This is a genomic window from Micromonospora sp. NPDC049645 (assembly GCF_040675155.1).
Lineage (GTDB): Bacteria > Actinomycetota > Actinomycetes > Mycobacteriales > Micromonosporaceae > Micromonospora.
Genome location: NZ_JBFAOI010000004.1, coordinates 71,060 through 93,092 on the forward strand (window position 1 = coordinate 71,060; position 22,033 = coordinate 93,092).

The 22,033-nt window shown below is 72.0% G+C and carries 20 protein-coding genes; 7 read left to right on the forward strand and 13 right to left on the reverse strand.

Going from position 1 to position 22,033, the window contains the following annotated elements; genetic code table 11:
• Nucleotides 1–115: 115 nt before the first annotated feature.
• Nucleotides 116–538 (forward strand): SRPBCC family protein, encoded by a 423-nt coding sequence (locus tag AB0J33_RS11910; RefSeq protein ID WP_363612528.1) that lies wholly within the window; start codon nt 116–118, stop codon nt 536–538.
• Here the strand turns inward: AB0J33_RS11910 and AB0J33_RS11915 are convergent.
• The 11 genes from AB0J33_RS11915 to AB0J33_RS11965 all read right to left on the reverse strand — a co-directional run bounded on the left by AB0J33_RS11915 (nt 513) and on the right by AB0J33_RS11965 (nt 12,779).
• Nucleotides 513–1,007 (reverse strand): GNAT family N-acetyltransferase, encoded by a 495-nt coding sequence (locus AB0J33_RS11915; RefSeq protein WP_363612530.1) that lies wholly within the window; start codon nt 1,005–1,007, stop codon nt 513–515. The genes AB0J33_RS11910 and AB0J33_RS11915 overlap by 26 nt on opposite strands.
• 58 nt (nt 1,008–1,065) lie before the next feature.
• Nucleotides 1,066–1,986 (reverse strand): DNA-3-methyladenine glycosylase 2 family protein, encoded by a 921-nt coding sequence (locus AB0J33_RS11920; protein WP_363612532.1) that lies wholly within the window; start codon nt 1,984–1,986, stop codon nt 1,066–1,068.
• A gap of 106 nt (nt 1,987–2,092) precedes the next feature.
• Nucleotides 2,093–2,740, reverse strand: coding sequence for a hypothetical protein (locus tag AB0J33_RS11925; protein WP_363612534.1), 648 nt, complete (start codon nt 2,738–2,740; stop codon nt 2,093–2,095).
• 203 nt (nt 2,741–2,943) lie between these two features.
• Nucleotides 2,944–3,726 (reverse strand): zf-HC2 domain-containing protein, encoded by a 783-nt coding sequence (locus tag AB0J33_RS11930; RefSeq protein ID WP_363612536.1) that lies wholly within the window; start codon nt 3,724–3,726, stop codon nt 2,944–2,946.
• Entirely contained in the window at nt 3,723–4,415 is a 693-nt protein-coding gene (locus AB0J33_RS11935) for a sigma-70 family RNA polymerase sigma factor (RefSeq protein ID WP_363613190.1), read from the reverse strand. The genes AB0J33_RS11930 and AB0J33_RS11935 overlap by 4 nt, the downstream gene beginning before the upstream one ends.
• Before the next feature lie 125 nt (nt 4,416–4,540).
• Nucleotides 4,541–5,398, reverse strand: a complete 858-nt coding sequence (locus AB0J33_RS11940) for a fused MFS/spermidine synthase (RefSeq protein ID WP_363612538.1) — start codon at nt 5,396–5,398, stop codon at nt 4,541–4,543.
• A gap of 18 nt (nt 5,399–5,416) precedes the next feature.
• Nucleotides 5,417–6,376: a hypothetical protein gene (locus AB0J33_RS11945; RefSeq protein WP_363612540.1), complete on the reverse strand. Its 960-nt coding sequence runs from the start codon at nt 6,374–6,376 to the stop codon at nt 5,417–5,419.
• A 115-nt stretch (nt 6,377–6,491) separates the two neighbouring features.
• Nucleotides 6,492–8,966 (reverse strand): SMC family ATPase, encoded by a 2,475-nt coding sequence (locus AB0J33_RS11950; protein ID WP_363612542.1) that lies wholly within the window; start codon nt 8,964–8,966, stop codon nt 6,492–6,494.
• Nucleotides 8,966–10,114: an exonuclease SbcCD subunit D gene (locus tag AB0J33_RS11955; RefSeq protein WP_363612544.1), complete on the reverse strand. Its 1,149-nt coding sequence runs from the start codon at nt 10,112–10,114 to the stop codon at nt 8,966–8,968. The genes AB0J33_RS11950 and AB0J33_RS11955 overlap by 1 nt, the downstream gene beginning before the upstream one ends.
• Before the next feature lie 18 nt (nt 10,115–10,132).
• Entirely contained in the window at nt 10,133–11,884 is a 1,752-nt protein-coding gene (locus AB0J33_RS11960) for an ATP-binding protein (RefSeq protein WP_363612547.1), read from the reverse strand.
• A gap of 148 nt (nt 11,885–12,032) precedes the next feature.
• On the reverse strand, nt 12,033–12,779 hold the full coding sequence (locus AB0J33_RS11965) for a pyrimidine reductase family protein (protein ID WP_363612549.1): 747 nt from the start codon (nt 12,777–12,779) through the stop codon (nt 12,033–12,035).
• A 150-nt stretch (nt 12,780–12,929) separates the two neighbouring features.
• Here AB0J33_RS11965 and AB0J33_RS11970 point away from each other — a divergent pair, with 150 nt between their 5' ends.
• From AB0J33_RS11970 to AB0J33_RS11995, 6 genes are all read left to right on the forward strand, one after another.
• Complete coding sequence (locus AB0J33_RS11970) at nt 12,930–13,493, forward strand: plasmid pRiA4b ORF-3 family protein (protein WP_363612551.1); 564 nt, start codon at nt 12,930–12,932, stop codon at nt 13,491–13,493.
• 302 nt (nt 13,494–13,795) lie between these two features.
• Entirely contained in the window at nt 13,796–15,085 is a 1,290-nt protein-coding gene (locus AB0J33_RS11975) for an extracellular solute-binding protein (protein WP_363612553.1), read from the forward strand.
• Nucleotides 15,086–15,194: 109 nt separating this feature from the next.
• Nucleotides 15,195–16,166, forward strand: a complete 972-nt coding sequence (locus AB0J33_RS11980; protein WP_363612555.1) for a sugar ABC transporter permease — start codon at nt 15,195–15,197, stop codon at nt 16,164–16,166.
• A 10-nt stretch (nt 16,167–16,176) separates the two neighbouring features.
• Nucleotides 16,177–17,019 carry a carbohydrate ABC transporter permease gene (locus AB0J33_RS11985; RefSeq protein WP_363612557.1) on the forward strand — a complete coding sequence of 281 codons (843 nt, stop codon included), beginning with the start codon at nt 16,177–16,179 and terminating at the stop codon, nt 17,017–17,019.
• The gene (locus AB0J33_RS11990) at nt 17,016–18,437 is read left to right on the forward strand and encodes a GH1 family beta-glucosidase (RefSeq protein ID WP_363612559.1); all 1,422 of its coding nucleotides are present in this window, start codon (nt 17,016–17,018) and stop codon (nt 18,435–18,437) included. Before AB0J33_RS11985 ends, AB0J33_RS11990 begins: the two co-directional genes overlap by 4 nt.
• Nucleotides 18,438–18,519: 82 nt before the next feature.
• Complete coding sequence (locus AB0J33_RS11995; protein WP_363612561.1) at nt 18,520–19,566, forward strand: LacI family DNA-binding transcriptional regulator; 1,047 nt, start codon at nt 18,520–18,522, stop codon at nt 19,564–19,566.
• 83 nt (nt 19,567–19,649) lie between these two features.
• Here the strand turns inward: AB0J33_RS11995 and AB0J33_RS12000 are convergent, their stop codons facing one another.
• Nucleotides 19,650–20,861 (reverse strand): acyl-CoA dehydrogenase family protein, encoded by a 1,212-nt coding sequence (locus AB0J33_RS12000; protein ID WP_363612563.1) that lies wholly within the window; start codon nt 20,859–20,861, stop codon nt 19,650–19,652.
• A complete protein-coding gene (locus AB0J33_RS12005; RefSeq protein WP_363612565.1) occupies nt 20,861–21,940 on the reverse strand; it encodes a phosphotransferase family protein in 1,080 nt (359 codons plus the stop codon). Before AB0J33_RS12005 ends, AB0J33_RS12000 begins: the two co-directional genes overlap by 1 nt.
• Nucleotides 21,941–22,033: the final 93 nt, after the last annotated feature.

Sequence of the window (22,033 nt, forward strand, 5' to 3'; positions counted from 1 at the left end):
GAGCCGGCCTCCCTTGTGGAGGGCGGCCGGGATCGAGCGCCGGTGTCACAATGCTCCCGGCGGCCTCGTCTGCACCCGTGGCGGTGCCGGGCGGCGCAGCCGGGGAGGGGACACCATGCGGTTCGAGGCCGACACCGAGATCGCTGCGGACGCCGAGCAAATCTGGGCCGTGCTTGTGGACGTGCCGCGCTGGCCGGAGTGGACGGCCTCGGTGTCACACGCCGAGCGGGGCGAGCCGGGGCCGCTCGCCGTCGGCGCGACCGCGCGACTGACCCAGCCGAAACTGCGGCCGGCGGTGTGGCGGGTCACCGAGTTGACCGACCGACGGGAGTTCGTCTGGGTCTCCGACGCGCCGGGTGTGCGGACCGCGGGAGAGCACCGCCTGCTGCCGCTGCCCGACGGGCGTACCCGCGTCGAGTTGGCCATCGACCAGTCCGGCCCGCTGGCCGGACCGATCGGCTGGCTGTACGGCCGGCTGCTGCGCCGGTACGTGCGGATGGAGGCCGACGGACTCAGGCGTCGCTGCGAGCGGGGCTGACGCCCGGCTTCTCCAACACCGCCAACGAGATGCCGTTCGGGTCGGGGCGGTGCGCCACGATCCGGTAGCCGTGCCGCTGGTAAAACCGCAGGTTGCGCGCGCTGTCCGCGCCGGTGAACAGGGTGAACCGGGCCACCCTGCCGGCGCAGGCCCGCTCGATGGCGGTGAGCAACTGCGCCCCGACGCCCCGCCCCTGCTGGTCCGGGACGACCGACAGGCGACCGACGTGCGCGGTGTCCCCGTCCAGGTGGGCCCGTACCGAGCCGACCAGCCGGTGCCCCAACCGGGCGGCGAGCACGATGGTCGGGCCGGCCAGCACCGTCACGACCTCGTCCAACGTCTCGGTCAGCGGAGGCAGGAACGGATCGGTGTAGTGCTGCGCCTCGCTCAGGTACGCGGCCCGCTGCACGGTGAGGATCTCGCCGGCGTCCACGACACCGGCCGGGACGATGCTCGCCTCGGCGTTCATCCGGGCAGCACACCACAGCCGCAATCGCCGTCGCCGGGCGACCCGAGGCCGAAGAGACTCAGAATCGGGCGAACGAGCGGATCGGGGCGCGCGGGCCGTACTTGGGCGCCCGGATGCCGGCCGCCTCCAACAGCAGGCACACCCGACCCCGGTGACCTCGGAACGGCTCCAGCAGGGTCAGCATCCGGGCGTCGTCGCCCCGCGGCTCGCCGGCCAGAGCCCAGGCCACCGTGTTCGGGATGTGGTAGTCGCCGACGCTCACCGCATCAGGGTCCCCGTACGCGAACCGGACCACCTCGGCGGCCGTCCACGGCCCGATGCCGGGGATCGCGGTCAGCTGGCGGGTGGCCTCGGTGGCGTCGACGCAACGCTCCAGGCGGTCGGCGAGCGCCGCGGCGCGACGGAGCGTGTCGGCCCGCCGCTGCTCCACCCCGAACGGGTGGAACACCCAGTACGGGGTCGCGGCCACCGCGGCGGCCTCAGGCGGCAGGAGCAGCGGCTGAAGCGGGCCGGGCGCCGGCTCCCGGAAGTGCCGCACGGTCGCCGCGTACGCCCGGTATGCCTCCTTGCCGGTGACCTTCTGTTCGAAGACCGCGCGCAGCAGTCGGGGGAAGACCTGCCCGGTGGCGGGGATCCGTAGCCCACGGTGCTCGCGGGCCAGCCGGGCGACGAGTGGGTGCGCGGCGGCCAGCTCGTCGAAGCCGGCCAGATCGTCGCGCAGCCCCGCGATCGCGTCGGCGCGGGCCAGCACGTGCTCGGCGCCCGGCCCGTAGCCCTCCGCGAGCAACTCGCCGCCGGTGGGCCGCAGCGCGAGGGTGGCCGGACCGTCCGGGGTGCGGGTGGCCCACCAGAACGTGCCGGCGGCCACCCGCGCGCACGGGTCGTACGGGCTGAAGGTGAGCGCGCGGACCGACGCGGCCAGCCGGTAGCCGACCGGGGGGTGCAGCACCCTGGTCGCGGTGGGTCCGGTCTCGGTCACCCCGCTACTGTGCCAGGTCAGAGTGGGCCCCGGCACCCCGGGCACGACGGTGGCCGGCCGCGCCCTCCCCGGCGACGACCGACCACCGTGCTCGTGGCGAGCGGGCTCAGTACGAGTAGCCCGAGCCTCCGGCGTCGCTGGAGCCGCTGTCCGCCGGGGGCGCGACCGCCTTCGGCGTGCCCTTGGGCAGGCAGCTCAGGTTCTTCTTGCCGTCCGGCTGGACCACGAACCAGGTGCCACCGACAGCCTGGCCCTTCCACTGGCCGGGCTTCTTGTCGCCGATGTAGCGGTAGACCGGCCAGCCGCCGACGGTGAGCTGACGGGTGCCGTCCTGTCGGGTCACGCTGCCGACCTTGTCGTCGGAGACGCCGGTGAGCTGCGGGTTGCCGTCGGTCAGTGCCGGGGGCCACACCTCGGCGCACTTGTCGACGCAGTTCGACGACGGCGGGTCGGCGGTGTCCTTGTCGAAGCGGTACAGGATCCAGCCGTCCTGGTCGGTGACCACCTTGCCCATCCGGGCGACGCTCTTGCCGACCAACTTCTCGGTCAGATCGACGTCCGCGGGCGGGGCGTCGGCGGCCGGCGCCTCCGCGGATGCCGAAGCCTCGGGTTCAACCGTCGCGGTGGGCTCGGCCGCGGCGACGGCGACCGGCTCGGCCGCGCTCGAGTTCGCCCCGTCGTAACCCGCGGGAGCGCAGGCCGTTAGTGCGACCATCGCGCTCGCGACGATGACGGTCCGCTTCATCTGTGCCACGTGCCCTCCTCATTCTTGACAGTTCACCCATAGGTACGGCGGGCAGGCTGTCAAGGTTGAAGTAGTAACAGTGGTCAATTTCACCTGAATTGATTGAACCGTTTCGGGCCCTGGCGCGTACGCCCCCGCGAGGGCATCCGGCTTACAACGACAGATCGGCGCCGGCCATTGTGAAATGACCGACGCCGATGCGGTAGGTGTGCCTAGATGGGCACCGTGACCAGCGGACTCGCCACGCCGTTCCCGTCCACCGACTGCACCTGAAGCTGCTTGATGTCAGCTGGCAGGGCCGACGTCGAGGCGCTCAGTTCGAGACCCTGCGGCCGGGTGTTGGTGCCGTAGCCACCATCCGGCACCAACCAGGTCGAGATGACCTCGGTGCTGGCGTTCTTTCGTACCACCACCAGTCGGCAGGTGCGTGGGCCGGGCAGCTTTCGCAGGATGAAATTGATCCTGGTGCCGTAGTCCTTCGTCACCAGGAACATGGTGGTCTGCACACCGGTGGTCGGGTCGGTCGCCTCGACCTGGTCGCCCTCCTCCTCGGTGCCGCCCACACCCGGGCCGCTCGGCGCGGCCGTCGGCCCGTTCGTCGGCGGATCGTTCGGCGCGCTCGGCGTCGACTCGGCGAGCACCCCCGGCGGCTGCTCGTTGCCGGTCACGCTGACGAACCCGTACCCGGTCAACCCGCCGAAGACCACCACCGCGGCGGCCGTCGCGAGCATCTGACGAAACCGGGTACGCCGCCGGTCGGCCCGGACCGCGCCGAGCGTCCGGTCCAGCAGGGCCGGGTCGGTCGCGGTCTGCTCCAGCGCCATCATCGTCTCGCCGTCGATGTCGGAGAGCAGCCCGACCACCGGCACCATCGTCTCCAACTCGGCCGCGCACGCCCAGCAGGTGGCGAGATGCTCCTCGAACCGCTCGGTGTCCTGCTCGTCGAGCACACCGAGCGCGTACGCCGCGACGTCCATGTGGTCCGGCCGGCTCATTCTGTCACCCCCCGCTCCTGCAGAGCCGTGCGCAGCGCGCGCAGCGCGTAGTAGACCCTCGACTTGGCGGTGCCCAGGGGTAGCCCCAACTCCTCGGCCGCCTCCGGCACCGTCCGCCCCCGAAAGTACGTCGAGATCAGAATCTCCCGGTGCGACTGACTGAGCGTACGCAGCGCGTCCGCCACCGTCATGGTGCGCAGCACCCGGTCGGTGCTGTCCGCCTCGGCGAACGCGGTGAGGTCCCGGTCGTACGTCTCCGGTGGCCGGGCCTCCTGGCTGCGGTGCTCGTCGATGGCGATGCGGCGGGCCACCGTGACCAGCCACGGCCGCAACGAGCCCTGCCCCTGCGTGCCCAGGCGGTGCGCGTTGCGCCAGGCCCGCAACAGCGTCTCCTGGACGATGTCCTCCGCACGCTGCCGGTCCCCCCCGGTGAGGCGCATGACGAACATCAGCAACGGACCGGCGTGCTCGGCGTAGAGCTGACGGATCAACTGGTCGGAGTGGCTGGCCTCGGTTGACGTCGCCTGATGGCGCCCGGGCGCCGGTCGCGGCGTCACCGGACCATTCTGGCGAGACGTCGCGTGCGCGTCGACCCCCCGGGCAGACGAGGTTGACCGTGACGAGGGTCGCGCCGACAACCAGTCCGCGCGTACCGCGTCGCCATGCCAGCCGGCCGCCACCGCGTGCATGCAGACCTCCGGGATGTCCGTGACCAACGCCGACCCACGAGGTGGGCCGCCCGGTGGTACGCAACCGCGGTCCCAGCGGATCAACGAACGGCGGAAAAATTTCTGCGCCGCCGTCCAGTGGACGGTCAGCGGCGGACCGAGAACAGCCCCGGCGGCGGCGGATCGGAGCCGGTCGCGTCGGCGTCCCGAACGAGCTGCGCGCCGCCGGCGAAGCGGTCCAACTCGTCGCCGGCCACCACCCGCCCGGGAAACCAGTCGCCGGCAGCGCGCCGGCTCAACTCCGGCACCGGTGGGGTGCAGCGCCCGGCGACCAGCACCAGATTGCCGTACCGACGCCCACGCAGCACCGCCGCGTCGGCGACCAGACATGCCTGCGGCAACACCGAGCGGACCGTGGCGACCTGCCCACGGGCGTGCCGCAGCGGCGGGCCGTCGGCCAGGTTCGCCAGGTACCAACCGGCGGGGCGGAGCACCCTCGCGACCTCTGCGGCGTACTCCACCGAGGTGAGGTGAGCCGGGGTACGCGCACCGGCGAACACGTCCGCCACCACCACGTCGTAGCTGCCCTCCCGGGTGGACGCCAGCACCGCCCGCGCGTCCTGCACCCGGACCCGCAGCCGGGCGTCGGACGGCCACGGCAACACCCGACGCACCAACTCGACCAGGGCGCCGTCCACCTCGGACACCCGCTGGGTCGACCCGGGTCGGGTGGCGGACACGTACCGGGGCAGGGTCAGGGCGCCACCGCCCAGATGCAGCACCCGCAGCGGCGCGCCGGCCGGTGCGATCAGGTCCACGGCGGCGGCGAGCCGCCGCACGTACTCGAACTCCAGGTGGGTGGGGTCGGTCAGGTCGACGTGCGACTGCGGCGCGCCGTCCAGCAGCAGCGTCCACGAGCCGGCCCGGTCGGGATCCGGAACCAGCTCGGCCAGCCCGGTGTCCACCTGCTCGGCCACCCGGTCACCCGCCCGTTTACGCCCCACCGGAACCAGTTTCCGCACTCATCGGGCCGCGCGGGCCGCGGCGGTCAACGCCCGGTGCAGCAGCCGGGAATCGCCGAGCAGCGCCCGCAAGCGGCGCTCCAGACCGGCGATCGGAATCAGGTTCTGCGGGGCCCGCGGATCCTTGTACGGGGTGGACGCGAAGCGCGGCAGGGTGACCAGCGACAGGTCGGCCAGCTCGATCGCCGCCTCGACGGGCAGGTCGGCGGAACACTCCACCCGGACGATGCCCGCCCACGGCGCGCCGATCGCCACCGGCAACCGCAAATACCACGACCAACCACCCCAGGCGGTGCCGAGCCGGAACACCGGGGAGCGCTCACCCGACGCCATCCCGGTCACCACCGCGGTCAGCCGGGCGTCCAGGTACTGACTGTGCTGGGTCTTGATGTAACCCAGGGTGCGCGGCAACTGCCGGCGACTACGCAACGGGCCGTCCACCACCAGCAGGTCACCGTCGACCCGGGCGGCGTCGGACACCGCCACCTCCAACGCGGTCAGCGGACCCTGCACGGCCGCCGGCAGCTTCGCCAGCTCGCCGGTGCCACCCACCCGGTGCACCGGGTAACGGATCGCCCCCGCCACCACGTCCTGCGCCGACGGGCTCGCGGTGAACAAGCCCCGACCAACCCGGGTGCCGGCCAGCTGCGCGGCACCCCGACCCAGGTCGCACCGGACCACCCCGGCCGCGTACGAGGCCGCCAAACCGGGAAACGACCCACCGTCGGTCTCGGCCGTCCAGATGCTCGCGTCGATGCGACGAACCCCGTCGACCAGCAACACCACGTCGGGTGCCCGCACCCCCGGACGTACCCCGATCGCCCGCCAGTCCACGGCGGGCAACTCCACGTCCGCGTCGACCTGCGCGCTGCTCGGCGCCGCCGGCCCGGCGGCAGACGCCTCGAACGACGCCCCGTACGCCGGGTCCCACGAATCGACGAAGAACGCGGCGTCGCTCACCGGCCGGTCCCTTCGTTCGCGACTGCGGGTCTCCGCTGCGCTGCACTCCTCGCGCTCACCGGCCGGTCCCTTTCGTTCGCGACTGCGGGGCTCCGCTGCGCTGCACTCCTCGCGCTCACCGGCCGGTCCGCTCCACGCGCGCGGACCGGGCATCCTTGCGCACCTCGAAGCGGACCGGGATCCGCTCCGCCAACGCCGACACGTGGGTGACCACCCCGACCATCCGGTCGCCCCGGGCGGCCAGGTTTTCCAGGGTGGCCGCCACCGTGTCCAGGGTGGCGCCGTCGAGTGTGCCGAAACCCTCGTCCAGGACGATCGACTCCAGGCTCGCCGCCGTGGTGGACATCCCGGCCAACTGCTCGGAGAGCGCCAACGCCAGCGCCAGCGACGCCTGGAACGTCTCACCGCCGGAAAGGGTGCGCACACCCCGCCGCAGCCCCGCGTCGTGGTGGTCGACGACGAGGAACTCGCCCTTGTCGTGCACCAGCTCGTACTGCCCGGAGGACAGCTCCCGCAGGATCCCTGACGCGCCGTCGACCAGCAGGTCCAACGCCTCGGCCAGCAACCACCGCTCGAAGTTGTTGGCCCGCAGGTGCCCGGCGAGGGCGCGCGCCACCTGCGCCTCCCGCTCGTGGCCCGCCCGCTGCTCGCGCAGCGCACCGGCCTGCTCGCGGCGCTCCCGCAGCCGCCGCCGGTCGGCGTCGGCCCGCTCCACCGCCACGGTCGCCGCGTGCACCGGGTCGTCCCCGACCGGCACGTCGACGGCGGCGAAGATGCCCGCGATTGCCCGCTGCACGCCGTCGGTTACCGACTCCGCCTCCGCCACCGCGGCGGCCCGCCCGGCCCGGTCGGCGCGGCGACGCTCCGCCTCGGTCGTCGCCCAGCCGGTCAGCGCCGCCCACGCGGCGGCCACGTCGTCCCGATCGGTCGCCGGCGGACCGAACCGGGCCAGCCCGTCCCGGGCGACGTCGAAGGCCCGCCACGCCGCCCGCAGCCGCTCCTCGGCGGCGTCCACCCCGGCCCGAGCCTGGCGGGCGGCCTCGCGACCAGCCCGGACCGCCGTCGCCGCCTCCTCCAGAGCACGCCGCAACCGGGCATGCTCAGCCAACTCCCGACGCAGCACGGCCGGCTCGGCCGCGCCGGAGAGCTGCCCGTCCAACTCGGCCAGCCGGGCCTCCAGGTGCTCCTGCCGGGCCCGCGCCTGCACCAGCAGCCGCTCCAGCTCACGCGCCGCCGCGTCCCGCTGCTGCACCGTCGCCTGCGCGGCCTTGGTCGCGGCCCGCGCCGCCTTGCCCGCCGCCGTCGCGGCCGCCACCGCCGAATCGGCCGGCACCGCCGGCACCGTGGCCACCGGCTGCTCGCACACCGGGCACGCCGCGCCGGCGTGCAGGTGCACCCGCAGGCTCACCGCCAGGTCGGTGGCCTTCGCCTCCTCGTGCGCCCGGAAGGCCGCCTCCAGCTCGGCGTCGGCCCGCTCGGCCTGGACACGGGCGGCGGACAGGGCCGCCACCGCCGCGACATGCTCGTCGTTCGCCGCGCGCACCGAGGCGCGGACCGTGTCGGCCTCCCCGGACAGCCGGTCCCGATCGTCGTACGCCCGCAGCTGGAGTCGCAGCGCGCTCTCGTCACCGGCGGCGGCCAGCTCACCGCGCAGCTTGTCCTCGCGCTCCTCGGCCAGCGACACCCCGGCCGCCGCCGACTCCGCCTCGGCCCGCGCGGCGGTGACCGCGCGCGCCACCTCGGCCACCCCACCCGGGGCGCGCACCCCGGTCAGCACGGTCAGCTCGTCGTCCAGGGCGGTCAGCGCCGCCGCCGCCTGCCGCGCGGTGGCCCGGGCCGCCGCCAGCTCCGGCACCGCCTCGGCCACCGCGGTCGCCAGCTCGGCCATCCGGTCGACCCGGGCGTCGGCCTCGGCCAACGCCTCGTCGTCCACGCCGGTCAGCCCGGCGAGCACCTGGTCGACCGCCTCCAACCGGGCCTCCGCCTGCGCGGCGCGCGCGGTCGCCTTCTTCTGTACGTCCTCGTAGACGCCGAGGCCCAACAGGTTGACCAGGATCTGCTGCCGCGTCGCCGGCTTGGCGTGCAGGAAGTCGGCGAACTGCCCCTGCGGCAGCACCACACAGCTGGTGAACTGCTCGTACGGCAGCCCGACGGCCTCCAGCACCGCCTGCTCCATCTCGGCCGGCGTGCCGGCCACCACCTCGCCGAGGTCGTCCGGGCTCAACCCGGTGTCCAGTTTGGTCACGTCGAAGCCGGCCGGCATCAGCTGCAACCCGGCGTTCGCGGTCTTGACGTTGCCCCGGCCGTCCCGGCGGACCACCCGGGTCGCCACGTACCGGGCGCCACCGGACTCGAAGACCAACCGCACCCGCGCCTCGGTCGCCGACGGGGCGAGCGCGTTCGCCAACCCTCGGGCACCGCCCCAGCGGGGCACCATGCCGTAGAGGGCGAAACAGATCGCGTCCAGCACGGTGGACTTACCCGAGCCGGTCGGGCCGATCAGCGCGAAGAAGTCGGCGTCGGTGAAGTCGACAGTGGTCTCGTCCCGGAAGACCGTGAACCCGGCCATGTCCAAACGCATCGGACGCATCAGTGCTCGACCTCCTCGAAGAGCTCGTCGAAGAGCTCCCGGACGCCCTCGTCGTCGTGGCCCCGGCTGTCCAGGTAGTCGGCGAACAACTCCCGCGGCGAACGCCCCGAACGCTGCGCGATGCGCGCGCCACTGCCCGGCGCGGCCAACAGCTCCGGGTCGATCCGGATCTCCAGGGCCCGGGGGAGCAGCTCCTGGACCTCCTCGCGCAGGCCGGCGCGGGGTTGCTCCCGCACGAACACCCGCAGCCAGGCGTCCGGCGCCTCGATCTCGGCGAGCTGGGCCAGGGTGCCCCGCACCGTGCGCAACGCGCTCGCCGCGGTCACCGGCACCTCCCGCACCCGCGCGGCGGTGCTGGCGGTCACCTCGACCACCGTCACCGAGGGGACGTTCTCCTGCTCACCGAAGTCGACCGCGAGCGGGCTGCCGCTGTACCGCACCGGGCAGGGGCCCTCGACCCGCTGCGCCCGGTGCAGGTGGCCCAGCGCCACGTAGTGCGCGGTGGCCGGGAAGACGGTGGCCGGAACGGCGTAGCCCAGCACGGTGTGCGCGTCGCGCTCGCCGCCACCGGTGGCCGCGCCGGTCACCGTGAGATGCGCGGTGACCAGGTGCACCCGGTCCGGCTCGGTGAAGCCCTCGGTCAGTCGCCCCAGCACCCGGCCCAGATGGTCGGCGTACGTCTGGTTGGTCTCCGCGGCGGTCAGCTCGTACATCTCCAGCGCCCGCACCGCGTACCGCTGGGACAGGAACGGCAGCGCGGCCAGCCGCCACCGTTCGCCACCGGCGGTGGTGCCGTCGATGATGTGCTCGTCCGGGTTTTCCCGCACCCCGCCGCGCAGCGAGATGCCGGCGGCGTCGGCCCACGGGCGCAGCGCGTCCAGCGCGGGCCCGTTGTCGTGGTTGCCGCCGATCGCCACCACGTCCGCGCCGGTGCGCCGCAGCGCGGTCAACGCCCGGGTGACCAGGCGGGTCGCCTCCGAGCTGGGCGCGGCGGTGTCGTAGAGGTCACCCGCGACGATCACCAGATCCGGCTGTTCGGCACGGGCGATCTCGATCACGCCGGCCAGCACGGCCTTGTGCTCGTCGCCCCGGGACTGCCCCTTGAGCACCTTGCCCACGTGCCAGTCGGAGGTGTGCAGGATCTTCATGGCTGTGCGAGCCCCCAGCTAGAACGGGATGTCGTCGTCGGTGCCGCCGCCGGAGCCCACCACGGCGAACGGGTCGGCGGACTGGGTGATCGAGCGCAGCGTCTCCGATGGGGCCCGGCCCGCCTCGGAGACCCGGGTGGCCCAGGCCGGGAACGGGAACTCCAGGCAGAGCGGCACCGGGATGTCCGGCTGGTTGACGAACATGGTGCCCGGCTTGGCCAGCAACGCCCGCTGACGCTGCGCGGGCGGCAGGAAGCCGTACTCCGGGCGGGACGCCTCGGCCGGGTCGAGCCGGCCGACCACCCGGATCGCCGAGTTGGTGACGATCCGCCGCTCCACCTCGCTCGCCGTCTGCTGGGCGCCGATCAGGATCACCCCGAGTGAGCGGCCCCGCTCGGCGATGTCCAGCAGGACCTCCTTGATCGGCGAGGAGCCCTCCCGGGGGGCGTACTTGTTGAGCTCGTCGAGGACCACGAAGAGCAGCGGCTTGGCGGTGCCGGACTTCTCCTTGCGCTCGAACTCGCTCTTGAGCGTCACACCCACCACGAACCGCTGCGCGCGGTCCGGCAGGTTGTGCAGGTCGACCACCGTGACCTGCGCCGACTCGCTCGTGTTGATCGAGTGCGGGCGGCGGGCCGCGAGGTCGCCGCGGATCAGCCGGGCGAGGTCCTTCTTGCTGCCGATCAACCGTCGGGCGAACGCGTTGACGGTGCCCAGCCCCACCGCGCTGCCCGCCCAGTCGGAGCGGGTCTCGTCGTCGTTGAGCTGGTCGACGATGTGGTCGACCAGATCGCCGTAGGAGCCGAGCCGGACCCCGTCGATGCTCACCCCACCGTCGGCGGGCTGGGCGTAGCGGGCCAGGTGCGCGGCCACTGAGTGGACCACCATCGTGTACTGCTGGCGCTCGTCGTCGGCGTCGGCGAAGACGTACGGCAGCAGGCGGTCGGCGCAGAACTCGCTCAGCGTCCAGTAGAACGAGTCCACCCCGGTCAGTCGGCTGCTCACATCCGGGGTGCCGGCCGCGTCGCCGACCCGGGGCGGGGCGTACACCCGCACGTCGGGAAAGGCGCCGGCGCTCAACCCGAGCTTCGCGTACGCCGCGCGGGTGGGCTCGTCGAGGCGGGTGTTGGGGTGGTCCAGGAAGAGCAGGTCCTCGCCCTTGACGTTGAAGATCAGCGCCTTGGCGTTGACCGCGTCGCCGCCCAGCACGCCGGAGCGGAACACCGAGTAGAGCAGGAAGGTGGCGAAGCTGGTCTTGGTGGCCACGCCGGAGATGCCGGAGATGGAGACGTGCGCGCCCCGGCTGCCGTCGAGGAAGTCGGCGTTGAGGTAGACCGGGACGCCGTCGCGACCCATGCCCATCGGGATGCGCCGTTCCATCCGGTCGAAGTGCAGCGCGCGCGCACGGGCGTCGCCCTCGGCCCGGTGCACCACGGCGCCCGGGGTCGGCGGCACGTACAGCTCGGGGTCGACCCGGGTGGTGGTGATCTCGGCGGCCTCCTGCACCTGCGCGGGCAGTGTGCCGTCGGCGATGGCGAACACGTCCGAGTCGAACTGGGCGCCCTCGTGCCGAGCACGGACCTGGGTGACCACCCCGGCGATCGTCACCGGCTCCCGGTTCGGAAGCTCCCGCCGGGTGACGACCACGTCGTCGAGCTGGAGGTAGCTGCCCGGCGCCACCGCCGTCCAGAACTGCAACGGGGTGGCGTCGGCGGTGCCCAGCACCCGCCCGACCGCCTCGCCAGGGCTGTCGAGGTGGGCGTCGGTCATCGGGCGACTCGGGTCGCTCGGGCATCACGGTCGGCGCGCATGCCCTGCATCCTGCCCGAGGAGTACGACAGGTCGCCACGCGACGCGGCGGACGACACCATGGGCCGTCACACTCACGACGGTAGGTGTGTGGCCTGGCGACGGTCGGTCACCGCCGGGCGTGGCGGAGCAGGAGGACGCCGTCCTCCGCGGCGAGGACGTGCCGCAGTTGCAACTGCCGGGGCGGTGCGGCGTCGCCGGCGGTGATCCGGCCGGAGCCGGGCCCGGCGAGCAGCGGCGAGACGGTGAGGCACAGCTCGTCCACCAGGTCGGCGGCGGTGAGCGCGCCGAACAGGTGTGGGCCGCCCTCGCAGAGCAGTTGGCTCAGACCGCGCCGGTGTAGCTCGGCGAGACCGGCGGTCAGGTCGACCCGTTCGGTGCCGCAGCGCAGCAGTTCGGCGACATCGGTGAGGCCGGATGGCGGAACGGCGGCGGCGTGGGTGAGCACCAGCGGGCGGGTCGGCGCGTCGGCGAAGGCGGCCTGCGCCGGATCGAGGTCGAGCGAACCGGAGACGACCACCAGCGTGGGGTACTCGGCCAGCCCGTTGGCGCGGCGCCAGGCGCGGCGGCTCTCGTTGAGCCGGACCGCCCGGTAGCCCTCGTGGCGCAGCGTACCGGCGGCCACCACCAGGGCGTCGCAAACCATCCGTAGCAGACCGAACACCCGCTTGTCCGGCTCACCGGAGAGCCCGGCGGAGTAGCCGTCCACGGTGACCGCGCCGTCCAGGCTGGCCACGAAGTTGACGCGCAACCGGGGCTCGTCGGCACGGCCGTAGAGGGCGGTCAGCGCGGCGTCGTCGAGCGGCTGCGTGGACGGCTCGGGCCAGAGCCGTCGGATCGGCATTCCGACGGTCATTCGCCGGCCGGACCGGTGACCGGAGGGGGCGGTTCGGCGGTACGGTGCTGACAGTCGCACCAGTTCCGGCCCGGGCAATCGTCGTGTCGGCGGGCCCGGCACGCTCGGCAGATCATGCTCGCAGCCTAAGCCGCGGGAGGACAGGACAGCATGCCGCGTCAGATCTTCCAGCTGAAGATGTCTCTCGCCGGCGTCCGTCCGCCGGTGTGGCGCCGGGTGCTCGTGCCGGCCGGTTACACGCTGGACCGGCTGCACCGGGTGGCGCAGCACGCGATGGGTTGGCAGGACTGCCACCTGCACTCGTTCGAGATCGACGCGGTGCAGTACGGCGAGCCCGACCCGGACGGGGAGTTGGCGCTGCACGACGAGTTGGACGTGCGGCTCGACGCGGTGCTCGGCAAGGGCAGCCGGTTCTCCTACACCTACGACTTCGGCGACTGGTGGGAGCACGACCTGGTCGTGGAGGACGCGCTGACCGTCGACCCGGACGAGCGGTACCCGATCTGCCTGGCCGGCGAGCGGGCCTGCCCGCCGGAGGGCATCGGCGGGCCGTCGGGCTACCAGGCGCTCCTGGAAGCGCTGGGCGACCAGACCGACGCGGCCGACCTCGTCAGCCTCCGCCAGGCGATGCTGCGGGACTGGGCGGGCTCCACCTTCGACCCGTCCCGATTCGACCCCGCCCGCGCCACCACCCTCCTGCGCCGCTTCTGCTGACGCGCCCCCGGCGGGCCCTTGTTGATCAAGAAGTTTGCGTCGACGGGGCGGTTTCTCCCGACCGAAACCTCTTGATCGCCTGGGTGGGGCGGGGGGTGCGGGTGGGGTCCGCGGGGTGCAAGTAAACGGCGGTAACGATCTGGGAACGCTCCCAACGTCCTATTGACACCCCCGTTACCCGCCGGCAATCTCATGGGAGCGCTCCCGGAGGTGGCGTGGCTCACTCACGGACCCCGGCCTGGCGCGACGGGCACCCCCCACCACACCCATCCAGCCTCACCACCGGAAAGAGGGGTCAGCGCATGAGTGTCACCACGCGACGTACCCGCCTGGCGGCCGTCGCCCTGGCCGCGACCACCGCGATCAGCGGTCTCGCGGCCTGCGGCAAGGACGACGACAAGCCGGCGGCCGGCGAGAAGCCGGCCAAGCTGGTCGTCGACACCTTCGGCGAGTTCGGCTACGACGAGCTCGTCAAGCAGTACGAGAAGGACACCGGCATCAAGGTCGAGCTGCGCAAGACCGCGCAGGTCGGTGAGTACCGGCCGAAGCTGGTCCGCTACCTGGCCACCGGCAAGGGCGCGGCGGACGTCACCGCCCTGGAAGAGGGCATCCTCAACGAGTTCAAGGCCAACCCGCGTAACTGGACCGACCTCACGCCGCTGGTCGCGGACCACTCCAAGGAATATCTGCCCTGGAAGTGGGAGCTGGGCAAGTCGCAGGACGGCCGGCTGATCGGCCTGCCGACCGACGTCGGCAGCCTCGCCGTCTGCTACCGCAAGGACCTGTTCCAGGCGGCCGGCCTGCCCACCGAGCGCGACCAGGTGTCGGCGCTCTGGCCGGACTGGAAGGGCTTCCACGACGCCGGTCTGAAGTACAAGCAGGGCAGCGGCGGCAAGGCGTTCATCGACTCGATCACCGCCGTCTCCAACGGGGTGATGTTCCAGGGCAACGGTGACCTGTTCTACGACAAGGAGAACAACATCATCGCGGACACCAGCCCCGCGGTGAAGAACGCCTGGGAGACCGCCACCTCGATGGCGGACATCTCCGCCAAGGCGGGCACCTGGTCGCCGGAGTGGTCGGGCGGCTTCAAGCAGGGCACCTTCGCGGCCACCCTGTGCCCGTCCTGGATGCTCGGCATCGTGTCGGACAACTCCGGCCCGGCCAACAAGGGCAAGTGGGACGTCGCGGCGGTGCCGGGCGGCAGCGGTAACTGGGGCGGCTCCTGGCTCGCGGTTCCGGAGCAGAGCAAGTACCCGAAGGAGGCGGCGAAGCTCGCCGAGTACCTGACCAACGCGAAGAGCCAGGTGGACGCGTTCAAGCTCAAGGGCCCGCTGCCCACCAACCTGGAGGCGCTGAAGAACGACGCGTTCCTCAGCTACACCAACGAGTACTTCAGCAACGCGCCGACCGGCAAGATCTTCGGCGAGAGCGTCGCCAAGATCCAGCCGATCCACCTGGGTCCGAAGCACCAGGCGGTGAAGGAGAACGCGCTCGAGCCGGCCCTGCGGGCGTTCGAGAACGGGCAGGCCGACAAGGCGAAGGCCTGGGAGCAGTTCACGAAGGACGCAAAGACTCAGGGTGCCTTCTGAGTGATTCCCTGTCGGTGGCGTCCGGGGATTCCCGGACGCCACCGGCCGGTCCCCTCCGCGTAGCGCCCTGCGCGTGGGCCCCCGGGCCTCGCCGGAAAAGGAAATTCGCATGAGCCTGTCGGCCACGACGGCACCGCCGTCGCCAGCAGCACCGCCTTCTCCCGACGTCGCTTCCCGACGCGACCGGCGAAGGCTACTCAACCGCCTCGATGTCAAGTACTCGCCGTACCTCTACATCGCACCGTTCTTCCTGATCTTCGGTGCGTTCGGGTTGTACCCGATGGCGCGCACCGCCTGGATGTCGCTGCACGACTGGGACATGATCGGCGAACACTCGTTCATCGGCTTCGACAACTACACCCGGCTGTTCTCCGACGAGTACTTCTGGAACGCGCTGGTCAACACGTTCGGCATCTTCGCCCTGTCGACCATCCCGCAGCTGTTGCTCGCCCTCTTCCTGGCGAACCTGCTCAACCGGACCTTCCTGCGCGCCAAGACCTTCTTCCGGATGGCCATCTTCATGCCGAACGTGGTGTCGGTGGCCGCGGTCGCGATCGTCTTCGGGATGCTGTTCCAGCGGGAGTTCGGCCTGTTCAACTGGCTGCTCAGCCTCGTCGGTGTCGACGCGGTCGACTGGGACGGGCACCGGTGGAGTTCCTGGTTCGCCATCTCCTCGATGGTCAACTGGCGGTGGACCGGATACAACACCCTGATCCTGCTCGCCGGGATGCAGGCGATCCCGAAGGACCTCTACGAGGCCGCGGAGATCGACGGCGCCAGCCCGTGGCGACAGTTCTGGCAGATCACCCTGCCGATGCTCAAGCCGACCTTCATCTTCGTGGTCATCCTGTCCACGATCGGCGGCATGCAGCTCTTCACCGAGCCGCTGCTCTTCGGCAACGGCAACATCATCGGCGGCAACCAGCGGGAGTTCCAGACGCTGGCCATGTACATGTACGAGATGGGCATCGTGAACCTGAACACCGCCGGCTACGGAGCAGCGGTGGCCTGGGCGATCTTCATGATCATCGTCGTGGTGTCGCTGTTCAACTTCCTACTCGTCCGCCGCTCGGCGAAGTGAGGAGAGATCGATGATCTCGGCTTCCCAGCGCCTGTGGCGCACCAGTCCGCTGACCTACGTGGCGCTCGTCCTGGCGGCGCTGCTGTCGATCTACCCGTTCTACTACATGATGGTGATCGGCAGTCGCAGCCTGGACTCCATCAACGACGTGCCGCCGCCGCTGACCCCCGGTAGCGCGTTCGGTGACAACTTCGGGCGGGTGCTCGACAACGACGCCGCCAACTTCCTCACCGGCATGATGAACTCGATCATCGTCTCCTCGGTGGTCACCGTGTCGGTGGTGCTCACCGGCTCGCTGGCCGGGTTCGCCTTCGCCAAGCTGAAGTTCAAGGGCAGCAACGCCCTGCTGCTGGCGATCATCATCACCATGATGATCCCGACCCAGATGGGGCTCATCCCGCTCTGGGGCATGATGCAGGACCTCGGCTGGTACGACACCCTCTACGCGGTCACCGTACCGTTCCTGGTCAGCGCCTTCGGCGTGTTCATGATGCGGCAGTACGCCAGCCAGGCCATCTCCGACGAGCTGATCGAGGCCGGCCGGGTCGACGGGGCGAGCACGTTCCGGATCTACTGGAGCATCGTGCTGCCCGCGCTGCGCCCCGCCGCCGGCGTGCTCGGTCTGCTGACCTTCATGGAGACCTGGAACTCGTTCATCTGGCCGTACGCCATCCTCACCCCGGAGAACCCGACCCTCCAGGTCTCGCTCTCCTTCCTGTCGTACGCCTACTACACCGACTACTCCCAGGTGTTCGCCGCCACGGCGATCGGCACCATCCCCCTGGTGATCGTTTTCCTCGTGTTCGGCCGCCAGATCATTGGCGGGATCATGGAAGGTGCCGTCAAGTCGTGAGCAACCCCGCCAGCCCACCCGCCGTCGACGTTCTCGACGAGCGTCCCGGGCTGACCTTTCCGCCCGGATTTCTCTGGGGGGCCGCGACGGCGGCGTACCAGATCGAGGGGGCGGCGGCCGTGGACGGCCGCACCCCGTCGATCTGGGACACCTTCAGCCACACCGAGGGTCGGGTCGTCGCCGGGCACACCGGCGACGTGGCCTGCGACCACTACCACCGGCTCGGCGACGACGTCGCCCTGATGGCCGAGCTGGGCCTCAAGTCGTACCGTTTCTCGGTCTCCTGGTCCCGCGTGCAGCCGGGTGGCGTCGGCGCGGCCAACCCGCGCGGCCTGGACTTCTACCGGCGGCTGGTCGACGAGCTGCTGGCCAACGGCATCGAGCCGTGGCTCACCCTCTACCACTGGGATCTGCCGCAACCTTTGGAGGACGCCGGCGGTTGGCCGGCCCGGGACACCGCGGCCCGCTTCGCCGACTACACGACGCTGGTGGCCGACGCGCTCGGTGACCGGGTGCGCTACTGGACCACGCTGAACGAGCCGTGGTGCTCGGCGTTCCTCGGCTACGGCTCCGGCGTCCACGCCCCCGGCCGTACCAACGGAGCGGACGCGGTGCGCGCCGGTCACCACCTGATGCTCGGTCACGGCCTGGCCGTGCAGGCCCTGCGGGCCGCCCGGCCGGCCGCCGAGGTGGGCGTGACCGTCAACCTCTACCCGGTCGACCCGGCCAGCGACACCCCCGCCGACGCGGACGCCGCCCGGCGGATCGACGGGTTGGCCAACCGGTTCTTCCTGGACCCGCTGCTGCGCGGGTCGTACCCGCAGGACCTGGTGGCCGACCTCAGCGCGGTGACCGACTTCGAGCACGTGCGCGACGGCGACCTGGCGACCATTTCCACGCCGCTGGACCTGGTCGGGGTCAACTACTACAGCCGGCACGTGGTCGCCGCTCCGGTCGAGGGCGTCGCGGCCGACCCGGCCCCCTCGTGCTGGCCGGGCAGCGAGGACGTCCGGTTCGTCACCCGTGGCGTTCCGGTCACCGACATGGGCTGGGAGATCGACGCGCCGGGCCTGGCCGAGACGCTGCGCCGGGTGCACGACTACACCGAGCTGCCCCTGTACGTCACCGAAAACGGGTCCGCGTTCGTCGACTCGGTGGTCGACGGGGAGGTCGACGACGCCGATCGGCTTGCCTACTTCGACGCTCATCTGCGTGCCGCACACGAGGCGATCGACGCGGGAGTGCCCTTGCGGGGATACTTCGCCTGGTCGTTGATGGATAATTTCGAGTGGGCCTGGGGTTACACCAAGCGGTTCGGCATGATCCATGTCGACTACGACACCCAGGTCCGCATCCCCAAGTCCAGCGCCAAGTGGTACGCCTCGGTGATCCGGCGCAACGGTCTGGCCGCACAATAGGCTCGGGCCAGCCATCAGGACGGCCCCGGCGTCCACCTCCCGTAGGTGGCGCCGGGTCCGCCCGCCGTCGGAGGAGCAGACGATGACAACGCAGCGCACCCGGTCGCTCGGGCGCCCGACCCTCGACGCGGTCGCGGCACGTGCCGGCGTCGGCCGGGGCACGGTTTCCCGCGTGGTCAACGGCTCGCCCCAGGTCAGCCCGGAGGCCCGGGCCGCGGTCCAACAGGCCATCGCCGAGCTGGGGTACGTGCCGAACCGGGCCGCCCGTGCGCTCGTCACCCAGCGGACCGACTCCGTGGCGCTGGTGGTGTCCGAATCCGGCGAACGCGTCTTCACCGAGCCGTTCTTCGCCGCGATCGTGCGGGGGATCAGCTCCGGGCTGCTGGAGACGCCGATGCAACTCTGGCTGGCCATGGCGCAGTCGCCGGTGGAGCGGGAGCGGGTCGAGCACCACCTCACCAACCAGCATGTCGACGGCGTACTGCTGCTGTCGTTGCACGACTCCGACCCGCTGCCGACCCTGCTGGAGGAGCGTGGCCTGCCCGCCGTGCTCGGCGGTCGGCCCGCCCGGATGCTGCAACCCGGCGCCCAACCGGCCTGGTTCGTCGACGTGGACAACGTTGGCGGGGCCCGGCAGGCGGTGGAGTACCTGGCCCGGCAGGGTCGGCGACGCATCGCCACCATCGCCGGCACGCAGGACATGGGCGTCGGCCTGGCCCGGTTGACCGGCTACACCGAGGCGGTCAAGGCCACCGGTGCCGGCGTCAACCCCGACCTGATCGCGTACGGCGACTTCAGTGAGGGCAGCGGCGCGGCCGCCATGCGCCGGCTGCTGGACACCTGCCCGGACCTGGACGCGGTGTTCGTCGCGTCCGACCTCATGGCGTTCGGCGCGCTGCGTACCCTGCGTGAGGCCGGTCGGCGGGTGCCGGAGGACGTCGCGGTGATCGGCTTCGACGACGCGACGATCGCCCTCCGCGCCGAGCCGCCGCTGACCACGGTCTTCCAGCCGGTGGAGGAGATGGGCCGCCAGATGGCCCGCCTGCTGGTGGCCCGGATCCGCGGCGAGGAGCTACCCGCCTCGCACATCCTCCTGGACACCCAACTGGTCCACCGAGCCTCCGCCTAACCCCACCCCCCGTCCCCCGGCTACCCACCCCCGGCCCTCAGCGGGCGCGCGGGGGCGGGTAGCGCGGGGGCGGTCGGGCGGGGTTACTGGGCCCAGCGGCGGAGTTCGCGTTTGGCCAGGGAGTTGCGGTGTACCTCGTCGGGGCCGTCGGCGAGGCGCAGGGTGCGGGTCTGCGCCCAGAGGGCGGCCAGTGGCGTGTCCTGGCTGACGCCGGCGCCGCCGTACCCCTGGATGGCCTTGTCGATCACCCATTCCGCCATCGCCGGCGTGCCGATCTTGATGGCTTGGATCTCGGTGTGCGCGCCCTTGTTGCCGACGGTGTCCATCAGCCAGGCCGTCTTGAGCACCAGCAGCCGGGCCTGCTCGATGCGGACCCGGGACTCGGCGATCCACTCCCGGACCACGCCCTGCTCGGCGAGCGGTCGGCCGAACGCGACCCGCCCGAGCGCCCGCTTGCAGAGCAGCTCCAATGCCCGCTCAGCCATTCCGATCAATCGCATGCAGTGGTGGATGCGGCCCGGCCCCAGCCGGGCCTGGGCGATGGCGAAGCCGGTGCCCTCGGCGCCGATCAGATTCTCCGCGGGCACCCGGACGTCGGTGAAGTCGATCTCGGCGTGTCCGCCGTGCGAACCGTCGGTGTAGCCGAAGACGGTCATGCCCCGGCGCACGGTCACGCCGGGGGTGTCCCGGGGGACCAGCACCATGCTCTGCTGGCGGTGCCGGTCGGCGCTGGGGTCGGTCTTGCCCATCACGATGAAGATCTCGCAGCGCGGGTCCATCGCCCCGGACGACCACCACTTGCGCCCGTTGATCACGTACTCGTCGCCGTCGCGGATGATCCGGGTGGCGATGTTGGTGGCGTCCGAGGAGGCCACGTCCGGCTCGGTCATGCAGAACGCCGAGCGGATCTCGCCCTCCAGCAGCGGCATCAGCCAGCGCTGCCGCTGCGCCTCCGAGCCGAACTCGGCCAGCAGCTCCATGTTGCCGGTGTCCGGTGCCGCGCAGTTGACCGCCTCCGGAGCCAGGTGCGGGCTGCGCCCGGTCAGCTCGGCGAGGGGAGCGTACTGGAGGTTGGTCAGGCCGGCGCCGTAGCGCGGGTCGGGCAGGAACAGGTTCCACAGGCCGCGCTTGCGGGCCTCCGCCTTCAGTTCGGCCAACACCGGGGTACGCGACCACGGGTCACCGGCGGCCACCTGCTCGGCGTGCACGGCCTCGGCCGGGTAGACGTGCTCGGTCAGGAACCGGGTCAGCTCGTCGCGCAGTTCCTCGGTCCGGCTGTCGAATGAGAAGTCCATCACCGCTCCCTGGCGGCGGTCAGCCCGTGCGCGACCAGCGGTGCCACCATCTCGCCGATCCGGTCGAAGCCCTCGCCGAGCGTCTGCCCGAGCGTGTGGCGGTAGTGGATGCCCTCGCAGATGACCGCGAGCTTGAAACAGCCCAACGCCACGTGCCAGTGCAGCGGCCCGACGTCCACGTCGGCGCGTCCGGCGTACCGGTCGATCAGGTCGCCGCCGGTGGGGAAGCCGGCGCGCGGGCCGAGCCCGTCGGCGACCGGGTTGCCCGCTGCGGTGTCACTCCCGCCGAGCACGTCCCAGTACGTCAGCAGCAGCCCCAGGTCGGCGAGCGGGTCGCCGAGGGTGGCCATCTCCCAGTCGAGCACCGCGTGCACGGCGACCGGGTCGGCCGAGGCGAGGAGGTTGTCCAGCCGGTAGTCGCCGTGCACGATCCGGCCGGCGTTCGCGCCCTCCGGGGCGGTTGCCGCGAGCAGGTCACGCAGCTCGTCGATGCCGGGCAGTGGGCGGCTGCGCGACCGGTCGAGCTGCCCGGCCCAGCGGCGGACCTGTCGGGCCAGGTAGCCCTCCGGGCGGCCGAAGTCGGCCAACCCGACGCTGGACGGCTCGACGCGGTGCAACGCCGCGAGGGTGTCCATCATCGCCATGGCGAGGGCCCGGCGTCGCTCGTCGCCCAGCGGGTCGGTCTGCGCGCGGGTGCGGAACACCTCGCCGGGCATCCGCTCCATCAGGTAGAACGGCGCGCCGATCACCTCCGGGTCGGTGCAGAGCAGCAGCGCGCCCGGGACCGGCACCTCGGTGGGCGCCAGCGCCGAGATGACCCGGAACTCGCGGCCCATGTCGTGCGCGGTCGCCAGCACGTGCCCCAGCGGCGGGCGGCGCAGCACGACCTCGCGGTCGCCGAGGCGCAGCAGATAGGTGAGGTTGGACTTGCCGCCCGCGATCAGCTGGGCCCGCAGCGGCCTGGCGGCCAGCTCGGGTCGGTGCTGCTCCAGATGGTCGGCGAGACGGTCCAGGGCGAGCCCCGCCGGGGAGTCGGGAACGGCCTCCGGCCGTGACGCATCGACGGCCGGATCACTCATCCGACCAGTTGATGGCAGCCCGTTCACGTTGTCAAGGTCAGATTCATCTGACGCGTCGTCGGGAGGGTCTCGGCCACTCGTGCGGGGTGCCGC

Excerpts from the sequence above, each read along its gene's own strand:
- AB0J33_RS11975 (WP_363612553.1), top strand. The coding sequence starts at position 13,796 with ATGAGTGTCACCACGCGACGTACCCGCCTGGCGGCCGTCGCCCTGGCC.
- AB0J33_RS12005 (WP_363612565.1), bottom strand. The coding sequence starts at position 21,940 with ATGAGTGATCCGGCCGTCGATGCGTCACGGCCGGAGGCCGTTCCCGAC.
- AB0J33_RS11965 (WP_363612549.1), bottom strand. The coding sequence starts at position 12,779 with ATGACCGTCGGAATGCCGATCCGACGGCTCTGGCCCGAGCCGTCCACG.
- AB0J33_RS11930 (WP_363612536.1), bottom strand. The coding sequence starts at position 3,726 with ATGAGCCGGCCGGACCACATGGACGTCGCGGCGTACGCGCTCGGTGTG.
- AB0J33_RS11980 (WP_363612555.1), top strand. The coding sequence starts at position 15,195 with ATGAGCCTGTCGGCCACGACGGCACCGCCGTCGCCAGCAGCACCGCCT.
- AB0J33_RS11935 (WP_363613190.1), bottom strand. The coding sequence starts at position 4,415 with ATGCACGCGGTGGCGGCCGGCTGGCATGGCGACGCGGTACGCGCGGAC.
- AB0J33_RS11955 (WP_363612544.1), bottom strand. The coding sequence starts at position 10,114 with ATGAAGATCCTGCACACCTCCGACTGGCACGTGGGCAAGGTGCTCAAG.
- AB0J33_RS11915 (WP_363612530.1), bottom strand. The coding sequence starts at position 1,007 with ATGAACGCCGAGGCGAGCATCGTCCCGGCCGGTGTCGTGGACGCCGGC.
- AB0J33_RS11950 (WP_363612542.1), bottom strand. The coding sequence starts at position 8,966 with ATGCGTCCGATGCGTTTGGACATGGCCGGGTTCACGGTCTTCCGGGAC.
- AB0J33_RS11985 (WP_363612557.1), top strand. The coding sequence starts at position 16,177 with ATGATCTCGGCTTCCCAGCGCCTGTGGCGCACCAGTCCGCTGACCTAC.
- AB0J33_RS11910 (WP_363612528.1), top strand. The coding sequence starts at position 116 with ATGCGGTTCGAGGCCGACACCGAGATCGCTGCGGACGCCGAGCAAATC.
- AB0J33_RS11970 (WP_363612551.1), top strand. The coding sequence starts at position 12,930 with ATGCCGCGTCAGATCTTCCAGCTGAAGATGTCTCTCGCCGGCGTCCGT.
- AB0J33_RS11960 (WP_363612547.1), bottom strand. The coding sequence starts at position 11,884 with ATGACCGACGCCCACCTCGACAGCCCTGGCGAGGCGGTCGGGCGGGTG.
- AB0J33_RS12000 (WP_363612563.1), bottom strand. The coding sequence starts at position 20,861 with ATGGACTTCTCATTCGACAGCCGGACCGAGGAACTGCGCGACGAGCTG.
- AB0J33_RS11995 (WP_363612561.1), top strand. The coding sequence starts at position 18,520 with ATGACAACGCAGCGCACCCGGTCGCTCGGGCGCCCGACCCTCGACGCG.